Raw genomic sequence first — 18,483 nt, 5'->3', positions numbered from 1 at the left:
GAATCGTTACCTCTTTAATATCACTTTGGTGACCAAAAACGACGGCAGCGCCAGCATAAAAGGCCCATGCACCTTACAAACTGGTGCATGAGCCCTTTGCTTTTTTTTAAATTAAGATGGCTCTACGCCCCATTGCAGGCTGCCCGCTGCATAGCCGGTTGTTTTGTTCCAGTCTACATAGCTTGTCGCGCTGGAATTGAACGAATAATCGCCTGTTTGTGTATAGTTGCTCCAATTGTCCTTCGAAATCCGCGTTTGCAGCTCGATGCTTTGGCCTGCTGCCACTGAGCCCGCAGCGCTGGCAAAGCTAATTTCTACATAATAGTCTGCTCCCGTTACGGCCGTCGGCAGCTTGACGAAGGAAGCGAGAACGTTGGCGCTGCCAACGGTCGACCAGTCGCACCAGAAGCTTTGGGCTTGCTCGCCGTCAATCGTGTAATAATAACGGAGCTTTACATCAGCCAGATTGAGTGAACTTGTGCCTGTGTTCACCAGTTTGATTTTTGGACTTAGCGTGTTTGTCGTTGCCGCTGTACCGCCGTTAAACAGCTGCACTTTAAAGCTGCCTGCTGGGGACGGTGTTGGCGTTGACGTCGGCGTCGGTGTCACTGTTGGTGTTGGCGTCGCTGTTGGTGTCGCTGTCGGCGTTGGTGTTGGCGTTGGTGTCACTGTTGGTGTTGGTGTAGCTGTCGGCGTAGGTGTTGGCGTTGGACCATTCACCGTATCGCCGTAGACAATACCACGGCCATTCGTGCCGATATATACGCGTCCGAAGATGCGCGGATCGCCCGTGATCGTTTCGCCTGTAAACGCATATTGATGCTGGTCATCATTAATTCTCACCCAATTTGCCCCGCCATTATCGGAGCGGAAAAATCCTCTGACCTGATCGATTTGCGCGGATACATAAAGTGCAGGATACGTCTGGCCCGGCGCTGCCATACCGAAGCCAACGACATCTGCTTCCTCGACGTTGCTAAGCTTCGTAAACGATGCGCCCGAGTTCGTCGAATGCCACAATCCATACACGCCGCTGTCCTCGTTGCCGCCAGCCAGCCAAATATCGCCTTCCACGCCTGGAAGCGCTTTAAATTTCATATTGCCTTCAGCTGGAAGCCCTGCTGCTGCCGACATCGTGAACGTCGCGCCGCCGTCGGTGCTGACATAGAACTTGCCTGCCGCTGCCGCATAAAATTTGTTTTTGTTGACGCGGTCTGAAACCACTCTCGCACCGGCTGGAACGCCTGTGCTTGCTGTCCATGAGTTACCGGTCGTTTTGGAATAATAAACGCCGACATCAGAGGTGCTCCATACGAGCGAGCTGTTATCAGCCGCAACGGCTATGAAACCGCCGCCCGTTGTATTGGATGGCTCTGCATTCGGGCTATACCAGTTCGTTCCGCCATCGTAGGACAGAGCAATCGATTTTTCATTAGGATATTTCGCCTTATCTGCATTTCCAACGCGCGCAATGAATCCAGGGTTTAGTTCAGCGAAGTCTATGCTCGTGGAGCTGCTTGGACTGATGAACATTTTTGCAGGTGCCGCCGTTAAATCATTATGTCGGTAGCCTGATACATCAAGCATGGCGCTTAACAGGTGAGCGCCAGTCGGCGGGCTAATCAATTCTTTGATTGACGTTTCCTCAATGCCCTTGGCCATAACAGACAATGCCACTTTGCCGCCGCTATCCCAAGCCGTCAAGTTCGTCGTGCCGTACACCGTAGCGCCTGTGCCATATAGCATGCGGTCAGAGTTGAAAGGATCAATTTCAATATCGCCAATCATCCAGCCAAGCTTAGGCGATACCTCCGGCGGCGCAGAACTTACGCCCCAATCGAGCCATGGAGCAGCCGAAATATCCTGCGTGTAGGAGAAAGTGCGGTTCGGGTAAGAGCCATACTGCCAAATCGGCTTCCACGTTGCGCCGCTATCCGTACTGCGATAAAGGTTGGCGTCCGGGTACCATGAATTTAGCGTTGCGACGATCAGCGTGCCAGGTTGTTGGGCATCAACCGCAAGGCCGCCATAGCCGAAATAATTATCCGCGCTGCTTGAAGGGACTGGGCTAATGTTCGTCCATACGCCAGTGGCTGTATTCAACCTCCAAACATCGCCCTTCGAACCGTTATATGGACCTGTGCCGTTGCTATATGTAACATACAGCTGTCCATTTGAATCCAGCTCGCCATGATGCGGCAAATAGCCCGTCGGCTGTCCTGCCACGGCAGACCAGGTTGTGCCGCCATTCGTACTGCGGTAAATGCTGCTCGCTGTATCTGCTACACCGACATAAATCGTTTGCGTCGCCGTTCCAGGCGAGCCCGTCGATTCGTCAAACGTAATCCAGGCGAGCCCCATTTTATCCGCCAAATAAGGATACGTCGGGTCCTCCACAAAATTGCCCGGATTCGGGAATGCCGTTACTTTGCTCCACGTTACGCCATAGTCGGTACTTTTCCACAGGCCGTTGCCGCTGCGTGCGCCAAAATACAAAATATTGTTTTTATTCGGGTCTACCATCAGCCGCTCGCCCATGGATCGCCCTGGCATATTGCCGCCAACCTTGAAAGGCAGCTGCGTTTCCTGCCAAGTGTCTCCTTTATCCGTGGAACGCATAATATAGCCGTTATGCGGGTCCCATTCATTCGTATAGGAGCCAGCCGCAATATACAGGCGATTCGGATCAATCGGATCGGTTGCCAGCGCATCCACGCCGGTCTTATTCCACTCATCCCAGCTCACGTGGTCCAGCAGCGCCTTCCAGCTGCCAGTTGCTGCGTTGTAACGATAAGCACCGCCCACATCCGTACGGGCATACAGCAGCCCAGGCTCTTTTTTATTAAAAACAAATCCCGGAACGAAACCTCCGCCCCCGCCAGTCACTACATTTTTCCACGTGTACGCTTCACTTGGTGCCGCTTGCGCCTCTAGCGGGTTGCCGATTATTACGGTGCCGGCGACAACTGTGATCGCTAGGGCCAGCGTGCCCAGCTTGCGCATTGAATGTTTGATCAAATGAATACCCTCCTCAATTGGAATGATATAACGCAAACACCTAAAATATAAATATGGATGAGCACCCACTCTCTCCCAAATGTATACGCTTTCATTTTAGCACATAAATTTTAAGCCAAGCACTATATAAAATGGATATATTTTCATATGAAAATCAGTTATTTGAAACTCGCCGCACGCAAAAAAAGCTCTGAACCCGGGCGCTCTAGCCAGCTGCAATAGCCTTTGAGTCGCTTCGTCCTGGTTCAGAGCAGTGCATAATTCCCTTTTGGTTATGGCCGAATAATGCGTTGTTCCTTCGCCGCTTTTATCCACATCGGGAACTCATTCAGCAGCTGATCATACAAATTCTCATCCGAAACAGCTGCAATATCATCCAAATGGAAGAAGCTCGCATTATCTACGATTCGCCCCTCCATCGTATCCAGCCGCTTTAATACTTCGAAATTGGAGTTTCCGATGCCGACAAACTGCCAGAAAATCGGCTGCACCGCCGAATGGGTAATCGTATGCTTAATCGACTTGACTACCCCGCCGTCGTTAATAAAAATAATGAACACAGGTGTAGGATCATTTTCCTCTACCGTATATTTGCGAATGACATCCTCCATCACCGGAGGCTCATTATTGCGTCCAAACTTATGAATAAGGTCATTGTTTAAAATATTTTTATCGACATATTGGCCAAAATCGCGCTCCGTTACCGACGGCAAACGGCTGTATTCATTATCGTATACCCACACGTCGAGCGTGCCGTTATCATCGAACTTGCTGGCAACGGCCAAAATCCGCTCCACGACTTCCTGAACGGTGCCGTTTTTATACAGCGTCTGCATAGACCCGGAAATATCCAGCACGATGCCTACTCTGGCCACGACGTTCGTCAGCTGCTTTTTCTCCAGTGTGTATTGCACGAGCTTTTTGCGGAAATCAATTTTGCTAAGGGAGGCGGTTTGTACAGGTGCTTCCAATGTCGCCGACGCAGCTGCCTCTGCCCGAGCTTGGTCATGAGCTAGAGCTTGGGATGACTCATTCTCGCCCGCCGACGCATTTCCTTCCAGCTCCAGCCCATAATTCAAGCATAATGCAGCAAGTCCGCCGTAAAACCCGCTGCCAATCGCGCTAAACTTCCACTCGCCATTGTGACGATACAGCTCCCCAGCTACGACCGCCGTCTCCTTCACCAAATCCGCACCGTATTCGTAGCGCAGCAGCTCTTCCCCCGTGTCCAGGTTAACCAGCCGCACATAAAGCCCCGTTACATCCTGAAAAGCATGTCCGAGCTGCTCGCCATCATAGATCGTCACCGTAAAGGCCGCTTTCGCTATTTGCTCTGGCAGGCGCCCAAGCACTAGCTCGATTCCTTCTTGATCGCCCGCTTCCATGCCATGCTGCTGGCTGCTTGATTTATGCTCGGCCGCGCCATTCGCCGCCAATGGATTGCCATAAAAAATAAAATCCTCATCCCGCTCACAGCGGCCGCGCTCTGACAGCAGAAACGCCGCAGCATCGATGCCAAGCTCGCTTTTTCCAGCTATCCAGCCAAACTGCACAGCCAGCTTGCCGAAGCTTTTCCCCTTGGTCACGTCCGCTTTTTGCCCTTTCAGCAATGGCATATATGTATCTTCCTCTCGCCTATTAGATTGGTAAATAAGATCATCTATACCGATTATAGCAAATAGGGCGGGCGAATGGAGAGAAAAAGCCTCTTTCCCCGCACGCCATCGGCATGCTCGAAAAAGAAGCTTTATCTCGTCTCTATGTGATTTTTGCTTGCGCTATCATTGCCTCATGAATTTATTTACGATTCCAAAATAAACCGGTTCCACTTTTGCTGCCACGCTATATCGTCCCAGAACGGATGATGGGGCGCGCAATTGGAGCAGAGCACCATCCCCCAGAAGCCCAGCTTCATCCCTTTGCGAATCGCATATTCGGCAATAAATTTGCCGACCGGCCCTTCCTCAAAGCCCGCATGCAGCGGCGTGTAGCCCACATAACCTTCGCCAATGACAATAGGCAGCTCCGTTTGCCCCGCCCATTCATGCAGCTCCTCAAAACGAAAATCCGCCTTCTGGAGCATCGCCAGCTTGTGGCTGCCATAATGGTCGTACAAATACAAATCCCATTGATCCGGATCAGCCCAATCATGCAGATAAAGCAGCTTCATGCCGACCGGATTGCCCTGCATCCGCCATTCCTGCCCTGCCGGAAGCTGCCAGCTCTCGAACGGCGGCGCGTCCTCCCGCAGCAGCGATTGCACCAGCTCATTTGGAAACGGCACCGCTTCATTGTCGATTCCTGCCTGATCCATCAGCTCCTGCAGCACGCCTTTAATGTACAGATGAAAATGGGCCACCTGCATATTTCGCGCCACATAAGCTTTCGGGTAAGCCTCATTCAGCGTATAGCTTGCCGTCATTAACAGCTCAGGATGCTGCTCGCGCAAAAACGCAACCGCTTCTTCGATGTAGGGCTGCATAATTTGCACAAGGCCCGGCGTATTGGAGCCAGCAACGCCCTGCTCAGTTGCAATGTCGGTCAATTGTCCAAATTCGACCTCATTATGCAGCTCGGCATAAGCGATTTGCTCGCCATAGCCCGCTGCCTTCACATATGAAATGAGCTGATCCATCGACTTCGCCAGTGCCATAAACCGCTGGTCCGGCGGAATATCCGCCAGCAAATCGCGCAAATAGGGCTCCGCCAGAAAGCTCGGACTTTGCTGGTATTCCCACGAGGAAAGAATAATATAGCAGTTGTGAGCCTTCGCTTGCTTGAATAGCTCCAATAGCTGCGCATGCCCGTCCAGCTCTGCTCCGCCTTTGCAATTGTACCAGCGCGTCCGCTGCCCCACCTCGCCCAAATTGCCGAAGCGCAGCGGTCCAGGGCGAACGCCCGATTCCGTAAACAGCATGAGTGGCATTGCACAAATGCGAATCGTATTGTAGCCCCGCTCTACCGCTTCTTTATATCTTGCAGCTAAATCGCTGTAAGGCTCCCCCGGCGTCGTCATCGTATACCAAGAGAAATCCCACATTGTAATTGTCAGTTTACGGGGCAGCTGCCTGCTCGCTGTGCTCATATGGCCACCTTTTCTGTCCTCTATGGATAGGGTGATCATCTCATCATCCGCTACCACACTAGGTTGTGCAGAGAACGCTTTTTCTTTATGGTACATGGTTCACACCAGCAGGCGCCATGAACAATGTACGGATGCTGATGGAACATATTCGGATTTACCGAGTGATGTACCGAGTAAGCTTGGCAAGTCTAATCTGATCAGAACTTATTTAATTTCCCTCATCGCCAGCTGGCATAAACAGCTCGACGAAGCGTTCAGCCGCAACCGACAGCTTTCTGTCCTGACGTACGGCAAGTCCGATGCTGCGCGGTGGAAGCGGGTCTTCTACTAATAATTCAAACAACATGCCATTATTTAATTCTTCCTGCACAAAAGAACGGCTAATGAAGGCGGCCCCGTAACCGAGCCTGGCGAACTGGGCGAGCAAATCAATGCTGCCAAGCTCGATATCAGGCTTTACCACCTGTCCCTTGCCCGCGAACCATTGTTCAATAAACTCCCTCGTGCTGCTGCCCGGAGATAATAACAGGAGCGGCAGCTCAGCCAGCTGCTGCATCGACAAAGCTTCACATGCGGCCGAACGGCGGGCTAGATCTGCATAAGCCTCCCCAACTACAAAACAATCCTCCAGTACCGCCAGCGTCTGAATATTCAGCTGTGAATCGTTTATGGGCAGATGGATAATGGCACAATCGATTTCGCCTTCCCTTAAGCGCTGCGTAATATCAGGCGTTTTCCCATGCGAAAGCCGGATTCGGATACCCGGATAATCGCGATGAAAGGTATTTAATTGCGGCAGCAAAAGATGCTTAATCAGCGAATCGCTCGCTCCGATGCGGATTTCCCCCTCATTCAGCAGCTTCATATTTTGCAAATGCTTTTGCGCAGAATCCAGCATGGAAAAGGATTGCTCTACATAGCCCAGCAGCGCTTGCCCTTCTTCGGTAAGCTCGACGCCCTTCGACAGCCGATGAAAAAGCTTGAGCTGCAAAGCCTCCTCCATCTGCTTAATCGCATAGCTGACCGATGGCTGCGTAATATGCAGCTCCTGCGCCGCTCTTGTTAAATTTTTGCAGCGTGCTGTATGCAGAAAAATGCGATACCATTCCAGATTGAACATTTGGTATAGATCACCTCTATATCATTTTCGATAAAATCCGATTTCACTTATTTCACTTTCTTCATTATAATCGGGTTTAGACAAGAAAACAAAAGAGGTGGAAATATGGACGGATTCCAGCCCGATCTAGCTGCACGCTCCCCATGGTCGGCCCATAGCGATAAACAGCAGGTGACCCTGAATCCTCCAAGCGGAGCATTGGAAGGAACGGTGCGCATACCGGGAAGCAAAAGCTTAACTAACCGTGCCCTCATTATAGCCGCGCTTGCCGTAGGAAAATCGCAAATTGACGGTTTATTATTAAGCGATGATTCCTACTGGTGCATTGCCGCATTAAAGCAGCTCGGAGTTAAGATCACTATCGAAGGAGACACCGCTTATGTCGATGGCTGCGGAGGAAACTGGCCTATCTCATCTGGCGAGCTGTACGTCGGAGCTGCCGGCACGATTGCGCGTTTTTTGCCCGGAGCTTTAGCCATTGGAGACGGCGTTTGGGCGATCAAAGGCACTAGACGGTTGCACGAGCGGCCGCTGGCTCCCTTGCTGGATGCACTGACGCATTTAGGAGCAGCGTTTGAATACGAGCAAGCCGAGCGTTCACTCCCCTTCGTCCTTCGGGCAAACGGATTGCAGGGCGGGACGGTGCTGCTGCCTGGCTCTACATCAAGTCAATTCATAAGCGGTTTGCTGTTAGCCGCCCCTTATGCGAAAGCGCCGATTACAGTGCGCATAGATGGGGAAGTCGTGCAAAAAGATTATGTCGAAATGACCCTTGCGATGATGGCTTTGTTTGGTGCAGCACCTGTTGCATCTCTGGACACAGACGCCCCCTGCATTACGATACCTACGGGAAAATATGAAGCGCGCTCCGTCCTTCTGGAGCCTGATGTATCGACCTGCTGTTATTTCTGGGCTCTCGCCGCGCTTTCCGCAGGGCGCATAAGAACGGAAGGCATTGACGCCAGCCGTACAAGCCAGCCAGATATTGCAATGCTCGGCGTGCTGGAGCAGATGGGTTGTACGATTGTCCGCGGCGCAAGCTTTATTGAAGTCCAAGGACCAGAGCGTTTGAAGGGCGGCTTTACCGTCAGCATGCAAAAATGGTCGGATCAAACGCTGACGCTCGCTGTCCTTGCTATTTTTACAGATGGCCCCATTACACTTAAAGATGCCGCTCATATTAGACATCACGAATGTGACCGGATAGCTGCTATTTGCACGGAATTGGGTAAACTAGGCATTCGCGTATTGGAATATGAAGATGGCCTAACCGTTTTTCCCGGCAAGCCGCAAGCCGCTTTATTAAATAGCCATGATGACCATCGCATGGCTATGGCCCTTTCCTTAATGGCTTCGAAAGTTTCTAATCTACAAATTTCCGATCCGGGCTGTGTCTCCAAAACAAACCCGAATTATTTTGAGCAATTGGCTGCACTAGGCTTTCAAATAAACGAATAGACGCAGAGGATGATCCATTATGGCAGGAAACACATTCGGAGAAGCTTTTAAAATCACAACCTTTGGCGAGTCCCATGGCGAGGCGGTTGGTGTCATTGTCGATGGCGTAACGCCGGGCATCGAACTTGATGAAGCCTACATTCAGCGGCAAATGGACCGGCGCAAGCCCGGGCAATCGTCCGTCACTTCCCCGCGCAAGGAATATGATATCGTTCATATTTTGTCGGGCATGTTCGAGGGAAAAACGACTGGAACGCCGCTCTTCGTTATTTTGCATAATCAGGATATGAGGCCGGATGCGTATAGCGATATCCAGCATTCCTTTCGCCCGGGCCATGCCGATTTCACTTATTTGCAAAAGTATGGCATTCGCGATCACAGAGGAAGTGGACGGGCTTCTGGCAGAGAAACGGCGGGAAGAGTAGCGGGCGGCGCCATTGCCCGCAAGCTGCTGGAGCAAAGGGGCGTGCAGGTGCTTGCCTATACGCAGGCTATCGGAGGCATTGAATGCGAAACCTTCGATGAGAGCATCATAGAACAAAATGCCGTGCGTGCCTGTGACGCCACCGCCGGAGCGAAAATGATCAGCAAGATTGAACAGCTCGCAGCCATTGGCGACAGCTGCGGCGGCATTGTAGAATGCCGGATTCGTGGCGTAGTGCCTGGTCTTGGAGAGCCGGTATTTGACAAATTGGATGCGGAGCTTGCGAAAGCGATGCTATCGATTGGCGCCGTGAAAGGCATTGAATTTGGCGCTGGCTTCGCTGCCGCCTCCATGCTCGGCAGCGAGCATAATGACGGGATGAGCGGCGACGGATTTCTCAGCAATCATTCGGGCGGCATCATAGGGGGCATCAGCACGGGACAGGATATTATTTTTCGTATAAGCGTTAAGCCGACCTCCTCCATTTCGGTCCCGCAGCAAACGGTCAACATTCACGGCGAGGAGCAGGAAATTAGAACCGAGGGGCGGCACGACCCTTGCATTTGTCCGAGAATTGTCCCCGTTGTGGAAGCGATGGTCTGCCTCGTATTAGAGGATCAGTACAAGCGGCAAGCCGCCATGCTAGGGTAGAACTTAACTGAAAAATAACAAGGGACTGCTTCAAGGCTTCTACAGCCTAAAAGCAGTCCCTCGTTTTACCACTATCCCGTTCTTCTATCAGCGCTCGTCTGGCAGTCCCACTGGACCAGCGGCGGCAATTTCCGCGCTTACGCCAACGAATTTGCGGAAATTATTCTCAAATTGTGCGGCAAGCTTGGCCGCCTGCTGATCATAGGCCGCCTTATCCTGCCATGCTTCACGGGGCAGGAGCACCGCATCCGGCACGCCTTCTACCGTGAGCGGGCAGCTCAGGCCAAACACCGGATCGGCGATAAATTCAGCCTGCTCAATGCTGCCATTAATCGCGGCCGTTACCATCGCCCGCGTATATCGCAGGTTCATCCGCTGCCCTATGCCGTGCGGCCCACCGGACCAGCCTGTATTTACCAAATACACTTTGGCATCATGCTGGGCGATTTTTTCACCGAGCATTTCTGCATATACACTTGGCTCGAGCGGCAGGAACGGCGCTCCGAAGCAAGCGGAAAACGTCGCTTCCGGCTCCGTTACACCACGCTCCGTACCCGCAAGCTTGGACGTATAGCCCGATAGAAAATGATACATAGCCTGCTCCTTCGTCAGCCTGGAGATCGGTGGCAATACGCCGCAAGCGTCGGCGGTCAGAAACAAAATAACGTTCGGATGGCCTGCTTTTCCGGCCAGCACCGCTCCTGGAATATGCTCCAATGGATAAGCAGCACGCGTATTTTCCGTCAGAATATTGCTGTTATAATCAGGCTGCCCTGTCTGCGCATCTAGCGCTACATTTTCCAGCACAGCTCCGCTGCGGATGGCCTGCCAAATTTGCGGCTCCTTCTCTTCGCTCAGCCCAATGCATTTCGCATAGCAGCCGCCTTCGAAGTTGAACACGCCATCCTCCGACCAGCCATGCTCGTCATCTCCGATGAGGCGGCGCGAAGGATCGGCAGAAAGCGTCGTCTTGCCCGTGCCCGATAGGCCGAAGAACAGCGCCGTATCGCCCTGCTCGCCTACATTCGCCGAGCAATGCATCGACAGGACGCCCTGCAGAGGCAGCAAGTAGTTAAGCACGCTGAAAATCGACTTTTTCATCTCGCCCGCATATTCCGTTCCGCCAATCAGCACGATTTTTTGCTCAAAAGAGATGCAAATAAACGTTTCGGACGCTGTACCGTCACATGCAGGATCTGCCTTGAGCCCCGGAAGGGCGATGACGGTAAATTCAGGCTTATGGGAGGCAAGCTGCTCCTCGCTTGGACGAATAAACAGCTGGCGGGCAAATAGATTATGCCAGGCATATTCATTAATAACGCGAATCGGCAGGCGGTACGCTTCATCCGCACCAGCATAGCCGTCAAAGATGAACAGCTCTTGCTGCTCCATATAACGCTTTGCTTTTTCATACAATTGGTTAAAATGCTCCGGCGAAAGCGGCTGGTTCACTTTGCCCCAAGCCACTTGCGGCAGCGAAGACGGCTCGCATACAATAAACTTGTCTTTGGGCGAACGGCCTGTATATTGCCCTGTCAGCACCCGAAGCGCTCCCGATTCCAGCTTCGTTCCTTCGCCGCGTTTAATCGCTTGTTCCATTAGCTGCTCTGTCGTCATTTGATAATGTACGCCTTGCTGACGCAGTCTCGACTCCATGATGCTCATGCCTGACTTCCTCCCGTCTGTGTGTATCCGCCTGCCCCATTTCCACTTACTTGCATGTGCCCCCAGCTGACTAGTCCGCCCCCAGACCTCGACACCACACATGCCTCTTCCTTGCATTCCGAATAATAATTAGTTACCTTCTTCGTTGGTTGTGTATCAATCAGCGTCATGCAGTGCTTGCAATAAATGGCTCCCATTTCTATACCGTGATTTCGCATGAATCCTTCACCCTTTCCATCATTAGATTGGCTACATCCATTACGCGGCATGCATATGCCCATTCATTGTCATACCAAGCAATTACTTTAATCTGATTGTCCATGACCATCGTCGAAAGCCCGTCTACCATAGCCGATTTCGAACAGCCAATATAGTCGGCCGATACGAGCGGCTCCTGTGCAAAGCCGATATAAGAAGACTTGCTGCCTTCTGCAGCCGCTTTCAAAACTGCATTTACTTCCGCGGCTGTCGTATGGCGCTCCGTTTGAACGGTGAGGTCAATTAACGATACATCCTGCGTCGGAACACGCAGCGACATGCCCTGAATGCGCGAGGACAAATGCGGCAGCACATCTGCAAGCGCCTTGCCGACTCCTGTCGTCGTAGGCACAATAGACTGGGTGCAGGATCTAGCTCTGCGCAAATCCTCGTGCGGATTGTCCAAATGATTTTGATCAGAAGTATAGGAATGCACCGTCGTCATCCAGCCAGACTGGACACGGAACGCTTGATCCAGTACATGAAGGACCGGAGCCACACAGTTTGTCGTACAGGAGGCGGCTGATAACAGCTGATGCTCCTCCGGGCGATAAAGGTGCTCATTAACACCCATCACAATCGTCAAGTCCATTTGCTTGCCAGGCGCTGTAATCAGCACCCGATCAGCCCCTGAAGCAATATGCTTCAGCGCACCTTGCCGATCATTGAATTTCCCGGTTGCGTCAATGGCCAGCTCGACGCCATAACGATGCCACTTAATGTTTTCCGGCGCTCTTTCATATACGACCTGTATGGGATGTCCGTTAATGACCAGCTGCTGATCGCGAGTCCGTATATCTGCCTTCCAGCTCCCATGTACCGAATCGTATTTCAATAGATGAGCAATGGTCTCCACTGGATAAACGCTGTTAATCGCCCTCAACTCAACTGCTGGATTCGGATCAGACAACATTTTCCTAACGAGCAGCCGTCCGATTCTCCCCATTCCGCTAATGCCAACCCCGCGGTGCATTTCCTCATTCCCCCTTCGCTTATTTGCTAATAGCATACATCATTACACTTTTATAATACAACATAAATATTTTTATGACGCACTAAATAAATTTTTATCACCTTTAATTGTCACATATATGTCGAATTAATCAGGGAATACCGCTATATGATGCATCACAGAGATAAAGCTTTCGATGGCCACCAATCTCTTGCCCTTACGCACCTGTATTTATGAAATACAAATTAGCCCTTAGATCATCGCTGATCCAAAGGCTACAATGGTTGATTAATGGTCGATAGCAACTAAACTCTTTTTACTATGATTTATTTCCGCCTTTGCTCGCTTTACTGCCTTGCTTGTCCGAGGTGCGAGTAGTTGTATTTTGCGCGCCATGCCCTTGCTGCTTAGCCAATTCATATCCCTCCTTTCGAAAAACATCCCTATATGATTTACAAAACAAGCATTATTATTCACACCTCTATAATGATCGGGAGAATCATTGGCCTTCTTTTGGTTTGGGCAAATAAGAACCGTCCCAAGGTGTCTCTTAACGTCTTCTTCATCATATTCCACTGGCTTCCGTGCTCCTCCAGCAGTTTTTCAACTGTCGATTCCACAAGTTGATTGATCTCTCGCATGAGCGCTTCGGAGTCCCGAACATAAACAAATCCCCGGGAAATGATGTCCGGACCAGAAAGAATATGCCCTTCCGTTTTACTAAGCGTGATGACAATAACAAGAATGCCGTCAGCCGAGAGCTGTTTGCGGTCGCGGAGTACAACATTCCCAATATCTCCAATCCCTAATCCGTCCACCAACATATTGCCCACAGGGATTTTACTACCTTTACGTGCAATTTGGTTTTCGATTTCCACGGTCTCTCCATTGTTCACGATAAAAATGTTCTCCTCGGCAACTCCCACCGACCTCGCAAGCTGCTGGTGTTGATAAAGCATGCGGAATTCGCCATGAACCGGAATAAAATATTTGGGCTTCATTAAGGTAAGCATTAATTTCAGCTCTTCTTGGTTACCGTGACCGGATACGTGCATACCTGTTGCGCTCCCCGAGCCATATATAACATTCGCGCCAAGCAAATAAAGATTGTCAATGATGCGCGCAACATTGCGCTCATTACCCGGAATAGCGGTTGCGGCAATAATAACCGTATCGCCCGGCATAATTTCGATTTGCCGATGATTCGAGCTTGCCAAACGCGAGAGTACAGCCATAGGCTCTCCCTGGCTTCCTGTACATAGGACAGCAATATTTTCAGGGGCATAACGATCCGTATCTCCAGCATCTATAAGCATATCCTCTGGAATGGTTAAATAGCCTAACTCCTTGGCTACAGAAGTTACATTCACCATGCTTCGGCCAAGCAGGACAAGCTTTCGGCCCGTTTTAGCGGCCGCGTCAACGATTTGCTGAACCCGATGGACGTTAGACGCGAAAGTTGAAATAAACACCTTCTGCTGAGCTTTGCTGAATGCTTCTGTAATGTGATCCCCAACAAGCCGTTCCGATGGCGTAAAACCAGGCCGTTCGGCATTCGTGCTTTCTGACAGCAGCAGCAGCACGCCACTTTTACCAATATCAGCCATTCGATGAAGATCAGGATATTGATGATTGACAGGTGACATATCAAATTTAAAATCGCCTGTATGTACAACTGTTCCTTCAGGTGTATGCAGGGCAATTCCCAAGCAATCCGGAATACTATGGTTAGTGCTGAAAAATGACACCTGAATCGGACCAAAGGCGATACGCGAATTCGAATCAATTAAATTTAGCTGCGTTGTACGAAGAAGGCCATGCTCCTTCAGCTTTATTTCAATCAGGCCAATGGTTAATCTTGAGGCATAAATCGGGATATTCAGTTGTTTCAAAAAATAAGGAATGCCGCCAATATGATCCTCATGTCCATGTGTTATGATTAGAGCCTTTACCTTTTCTGTATTATTTAACAAATAGGTTACATCCGGAATAATGAGGTCAATACCCAAAAAACTCTCATCAGGAAATTTAGATCCACAGTCAATAATGATGATATCGTCCGCGTATTGTAAAATGTACATATTTTTGCCGATCTCATTAACCCCGCCTAATGCAGCAACCGATAGTTTATTCCGCTCTTTCACCACAATCAGCCTCCAGTTCTATTTAGTAGAAAGACGCCCGGAATGGGGACCGGGCGTCTTTTTAGTTGCATAGGGGAACTTAATTCAACAGTAAACTTTTATTTTTTTCTAAATGTTGCTGTTAATGAAGGGCTGTTCCTTTATTAGGCTCTGGCATTTGCGGTGTTTCGGAGGTTGGTGAAAATGTATTCAAAATTTGCTGCATATCAGCATCATTTAATTGCGGCACCTGATAATAAGCATTTTTATTTTGATACAGAAAGAGCTCATAGGACATTTCAATAAAATTTTGCACTTGGGAAGCGAGTACACGACGGACAACCGGGTTCGTTGCTTCAAGAGCAGACGTCGTTAACAGCGAAGCATGGCTTTTAACGATGCCTTGCATAAAACCGCATACTCCGGCATCGTTGACATCGGCTAGTGATTGTATCGGTTTTTTCGGCGAGCTTTGCTTCATGCCGAATATGGTCGGTGTTACCTCTTTAATCAAATAGGTTGAAGTTTTTTGGCTTGGCTCCTGCCCGGTCTTAAAGCATTCGGCCGTCAAATTATATTGCGATTGCATAAATTGATATTGCTTGTCGATAAGATTAAGCAGTTCCTGATCCTGTGCATATTGTCTGAAAATCATAAATTGATCCATTGCGCTAATGCTGCAATTCAATACCTCCTGCAAATCAAAAAGCTCATGTCCTCCGTGATTTTTGTTCATTGAATTCTGTGTATCGTTATTCGCTGTAGTTTGCTGCTGCATCATCAATTCTCCTCCTTGTTATTTCTCCATTTATAATTGTTAATATGAAAGCTGGAGGCTGAATTTATACATCCCAGATTTCTACGAGACATATTACCAACTCAATGGCTGTTTTCCAGCCCCGTTCGGGAACTCCACCCTAGAGATGACGATCATGCTGGGCGTACAACAAAAAAAAGCGTTGATGATCGGCCATCAACGCCTACTGCTTCCTGCTTATTGATTTCACTTATTGTTTTGATTATTATTTTGACTTAATGTTCGGCCGTGCCTTCTGCCCCGCCTCCCGTCAACGTGACGACAGACTTCGCTGGAATAATCGCTTCAAACGAATAATCGCCTTGTACAGGAATGCTCTCCCCTCGGACAAGATCTCGACCCGCCGACGTAATATACGGTTCCATGAATGCAATGGAATGGTGCTGATCCACGCCATTCAATGAAACCCGAACGCGCTTGTCATCCTCGCTGTCATTGACGAATACAGCCGTAACCGTCTGCTCTCCTTCATGTACATAAGCTGATCCCAGCAAGCCGCTGCGCGCTTCTTCATCCAGTCCTGCAAGCGAGATGCGCTGCGCACCGGGACGAATAAATTTGCTGTAATTGCCGAGCGCCCACATCATTTTGGAGGTCAGAATATTTTGCTCGTCACCCGCTTCGCTAAAATCCGTATAGATCAGGCCATCCTTGTAATCGACCTTGGACACTGCGGTCCACCACTGCCAAGCAGCTGCATTTGCTTCCGTCAAATCAAAATGAATCGTACGCGCCACATGCAATGCAGGCTCCATGCCAAGGTCACGCCCCGGACCATATTCGCCAAGAATACAATATTCCGTTACCCAATATTTAGCCTTTTCGTCGTATTTTTTCAGATTGGCAGCCAGCAATTGCCTCAGCTTGCCCAGCCGGTCGTCGCCCGGCTTGCTGTAATCAGACCAATAGGAATGCGAAGCGATTTTATTCCCAATCGCTTCCTGGAGTACGGGATCGCCGAGCAACTCCTTAATATATTCCCGGTATTTCCCTGTTCCGAGACTATTGGCCCCGCCCGAATAGGTCCCGCTCCCTGCATACTGCCCATAATATTCATCATCCAGCAGCGCTGTAATTTCTACGCCGTCTGGGGCGCTGATTTGCGCCTCAAGGCCGCTTGCTTTCAACTGCCGGTGCAATTCAAGGATGACACGCTTAAGATCGTCGTTGTTATAACGGTTGCTTTCTTGCTGGGCCAAATTCCAATCCCAGGTCGGCTCATTAATCGGGCTTATATATTGGAATGCCAAGCCTTCCTTTCTAAAATGCTCCAAAACATCGATTAAAAATGCCGAAAATTTTTCCTCATAACCCTCTTTCAGATTGGTAGAGCCGACTTCTGAATCCGGCTGGGCATGACCATTTTTTGTCATCCAGACCGGCGGGCTGTTCACGAATGCGATTAATGTGTCCACGCCCCGATCCTTTGCCGCCTGAAGAAACCATTGCTGACCCGACTGGCTGCTCCAATCATATTCCCCTTCCTCCGCAAGCTTGAACGATTCCGCCCGCCTCCATGGATCTGGAATACGCGTCTGGTCCGTGTCAATCGAGCCTGCACCGATATTGAAGCGCCAGGCCGACAGGCCAATTCCTTTCTCTCTTGAAAAAAGCAAATCCGCAACGCGATTTTTATTTTCTTCCGTCCAATGCTTGCCCAAGGGCTCCATCGACCATGCGTCGGACGCCCCGAAATTATCGATCGTTTGATAGCGGACCGCTGCGTCGAGCGATACATTTACATCCGGCGGCGTCAGCTGCTGGACCTGTGCTTCCTCCTTTTTCGGGCTGCCTGCGCTATCCGAACGATTCGATGCGAAATTGAAATACAAGCCTACAGCTGACGTGAACGCCAAAACGATTACAACTGTCAATTTCTTTTTCATCCGCCTCTCCTATCCGACCAAGCCTGATCGTTCAACACTCTCTACAAAATGCCTTTGCACAAACAAATACAAAATAATAAGCGGCAGTATAGCCATCAGGACGCTGGTATTCATCATCATGGACATAAAGAACGGATCCTGAACATAGGAAGCCGTTTCCGCCTGCCCCCCTCCGCTAAGGAAAGTAGCAATCGCATAGCCGGAAGAAGCCATCATCGACGACATCACCTTAGGCTCATTCAAATACATGTTTGTAAAAAAAGAGTCGTTCCACTGCCACACAAACGAGAACAGCATGACGGTCACCATGGACGGGAGCGCATTAGGCAAGATGACGCTTCTGAAGGTTGTAAAGTAGCCAGCCCCATCCACATAGGCGGCTTCTTCAATCTCTCGCGGAATCCCTTTGAAAAATTGGCGAAAAATATACACATACAAGCCGGTCTTGACGCCCATGCCTAGCGCTGCCGAAATAATAAACGGCCAGTAGGTGTTGATCAGATTGGCGGGCTCGCCTTGAATCAGCTTCATCAGCCCGAAAAGATCAAAATTTTTAAATTGCAAATAAAGCGGAACCATAATCGTTTGGGCCGGCACCAAAATGGTAAAAATAACGCCTGCGAACAAAAGGCCGCTTCCTCTGAATTTCACCCGGGCAAAGCCATAGCCAGCAAGCACGCATGTAACCGTCTGCAGCAGCATGACCGCAGAAGATAACAGCAGCGTATTGAGCAGCACTTGCGGGTAGTTCATCGCTTGGAATACAAGCTTGAAATTGTCAAGCGTCAGCGTATGCGGCACCCAAATGACTGTAGAGTCATACAAATCATCCATGCTTTTGAATGCAATCGACAGCTTTAATAGAATCGGGTAGACGATGACAAACGATATGCCAAAAATGAGTACGAATCGGACGGCCATCCACAGCCATTTTTTTGCAAATTCAAACCAGTAGGCAGCGAACGCCATTCGATGCTGCAATTTCCCTTTGGCTCGCTGCCCCACCGCAGCGGTTTCCTTCTCCAT

Annotated in this window: 13 protein-coding genes and 1 pseudogene; 2 read left to right on the top strand and 12 right to left on the bottom strand. The window is 50.1% G+C overall.

Annotation, left to right across the window (positions count from 1 at the left end; translation table 11 throughout):
• Positions 1-111 precede the first annotated feature (111 nt).
• The 5 genes and pseudogenes from AC6B99_RS06480 to AC6B99_RS06460 form a co-directional block, all read right to left on the bottom strand.
• The gene (locus AC6B99_RS06480; protein ID WP_496663135.1) at positions 112-3,003 is read right to left on the bottom strand and encodes a cellulose binding domain-containing protein; all 2,892 of its coding nucleotides are present in this window, start codon (positions 3,001-3,003) and stop codon (positions 112-114) included.
• 287 nt (positions 3,004-3,290) lie between these two features.
• On the bottom strand, positions 3,291-3,953 hold the full coding sequence (locus AC6B99_RS06475; protein ID WP_494862337.1) for a VWA domain-containing protein: 663 nt from the start codon (positions 3,951-3,953) through the stop codon (positions 3,291-3,293).
• Positions 3,954-4,100: 147 nt separating this feature from the next.
• Positions 4,101-4,634: pseudogene (locus AC6B99_RS06470) on the bottom strand (TerD family protein); the annotation flags it as partial.
• A gap of 185 nt (positions 4,635-4,819) precedes the next feature.
• Complete coding sequence (locus tag AC6B99_RS06465; protein WP_496663134.1) at positions 4,820-6,103, bottom strand: cellulase-like family protein; 1,284 nt, start codon at positions 6,101-6,103, stop codon at positions 4,820-4,822.
• A gap of 208 nt (positions 6,104-6,311) precedes the next feature.
• The gene (locus AC6B99_RS06460; protein ID WP_496663030.1) at positions 6,312-7,223 is read right to left on the bottom strand and encodes a LysR family transcriptional regulator; all 912 of its coding nucleotides are present in this window, start codon (positions 7,221-7,223) and stop codon (positions 6,312-6,314) included.
• Positions 7,224-7,328: 105 nt separating this feature from the next.
• Here AC6B99_RS06460 and aroA point away from each other — a divergent pair, with 105 nt between their 5' ends.
• Together aroA and aroC are read left to right on the top strand one after the other, a co-directional pair.
• Complete coding sequence (aroA, locus tag AC6B99_RS06455; RefSeq protein ID WP_056037455.1) at positions 7,329-8,681, top strand: 3-phosphoshikimate 1-carboxyvinyltransferase; 1,353 nt, start codon at positions 7,329-7,331, stop codon at positions 8,679-8,681.
• 19 nt (positions 8,682-8,700) lie between these two features.
• On the top strand, positions 8,701-9,756 hold the full coding sequence (aroC, locus tag AC6B99_RS06450; RefSeq protein ID WP_056037458.1) for a chorismate synthase: 1,056 nt from the start codon (positions 8,701-8,703) through the stop codon (positions 9,754-9,756).
• An 87-nt stretch (positions 9,757-9,843) separates the two neighbouring features.
• Here aroC and pckA read toward each other — a convergent pair whose 3' ends face one another.
• From pckA to AC6B99_RS06415, 7 genes are all read right to left on the bottom strand, one after another.
• Positions 9,844-11,412: a phosphoenolpyruvate carboxykinase (ATP) gene (gene pckA / locus AC6B99_RS06445; protein WP_081418896.1), complete on the bottom strand. Its 1,569-nt coding sequence runs from the start codon at positions 11,410-11,412 to the stop codon at positions 9,844-9,846.
• A gap of 5 nt (positions 11,413-11,417) precedes the next feature.
• On the bottom strand, positions 11,418-11,639 hold the full coding sequence (locus tag AC6B99_RS06440; RefSeq protein ID WP_496663029.1) for a hypothetical protein: 222 nt from the start codon (positions 11,637-11,639) through the stop codon (positions 11,418-11,420).
• Complete coding sequence (gap, locus tag AC6B99_RS06435) at positions 11,621-12,652, bottom strand: type I glyceraldehyde-3-phosphate dehydrogenase (protein ID WP_496663028.1); 1,032 nt, start codon at positions 12,650-12,652, stop codon at positions 11,621-11,623. The genes AC6B99_RS06440 and gap overlap by 19 nt, the downstream gene beginning before the upstream one ends.
• Positions 12,653-13,104: 452 nt before the next feature.
• The gene (locus AC6B99_RS06430) at positions 13,105-14,778 is read right to left on the bottom strand and encodes a ribonuclease J (RefSeq protein WP_496663027.1); all 1,674 of its coding nucleotides are present in this window, start codon (positions 14,776-14,778) and stop codon (positions 13,105-13,107) included.
• 118 nt (positions 14,779-14,896) lie between these two features.
• Positions 14,897-15,532 (bottom strand): spore coat protein, encoded by a 636-nt coding sequence (locus AC6B99_RS06425; protein WP_056037540.1) that lies wholly within the window; start codon positions 15,530-15,532, stop codon positions 14,897-14,899.
• Between the two features lie 254 nt (positions 15,533-15,786).
• Positions 15,787-17,457: a glycoside hydrolase gene (locus AC6B99_RS06420; RefSeq protein ID WP_496663026.1), complete on the bottom strand. Its 1,671-nt coding sequence runs from the start codon at positions 17,455-17,457 to the stop codon at positions 15,787-15,789.
• A 9-nt stretch (positions 17,458-17,466) separates the two neighbouring features.
• On the bottom strand, positions 17,467-18,483 hold the full coding sequence (locus AC6B99_RS06415; protein ID WP_496663025.1) for a carbohydrate ABC transporter permease: 1,017 nt from the start codon (positions 18,481-18,483) through the stop codon (positions 17,467-17,469).

The sequence above is a fragment of the Paenibacillus liaoningensis genome, from assembly GCF_059609455.1.
The sequence above is the reverse complement of the archived record's forward strand: the minus strand, read 5'-3'. Positions and strand labels throughout refer to the sequence as shown.

Bases quoted from the DNA above. Each gene is read 5' to 3' on its own strand.
- AC6B99_RS06420 (WP_496663026.1), bottom strand. From the start codon at position 17,457: ATGAAAAAGAAATTGACAGTTGTAATCGTTTTGGCGTTCACGTCAGCT.
- pckA (WP_081418896.1), bottom strand. From the start codon at position 11,412: ATGGAGTCGAGACTGCGTCAGCAAGGCGTACATTATCAAATGACGACA.
- AC6B99_RS06425 (WP_056037540.1), bottom strand. From the start codon at position 15,532: ATGCAGCAGCAAACTACAGCGAATAACGATACACAGAATTCAATGAAC.
- AC6B99_RS06460 (WP_496663030.1), bottom strand. From the start codon at position 7,223: ATGTTCAATCTGGAATGGTATCGCATTTTTCTGCATACAGCACGCTGC.
- AC6B99_RS06440 (WP_496663029.1), bottom strand. From the start codon at position 11,639: ATGCGAAATCACGGTATAGAAATGGGAGCCATTTATTGCAAGCACTGC.
- aroC (WP_056037458.1), top strand. From the start codon at position 8,701: ATGGCAGGAAACACATTCGGAGAAGCTTTTAAAATCACAACCTTTGGC.
- AC6B99_RS06465 (WP_496663134.1), bottom strand. From the start codon at position 6,103: ATGAGCACAGCGAGCAGGCAGCTGCCCCGTAAACTGACAATTACAATG.
- aroA (WP_056037455.1), top strand. From the start codon at position 7,329: ATGGACGGATTCCAGCCCGATCTAGCTGCACGCTCCCCATGGTCGGCC.
- AC6B99_RS06415 (WP_496663025.1), bottom strand. From the start codon at position 18,483: ATGGAGAAGGAAACCGCTGCGGTGGGGCAGCGAGCCAAAGGGAAATTG.
- AC6B99_RS06480 (WP_496663135.1), bottom strand. From the start codon at position 3,003: ATGCGCAAGCTGGGCACGCTGGCCCTAGCGATCACAGTTGTCGCCGGC.
- gap (WP_496663028.1), bottom strand. From the start codon at position 12,652: ATGCACCGCGGGGTTGGCATTAGCGGAATGGGGAGAATCGGACGGCTG.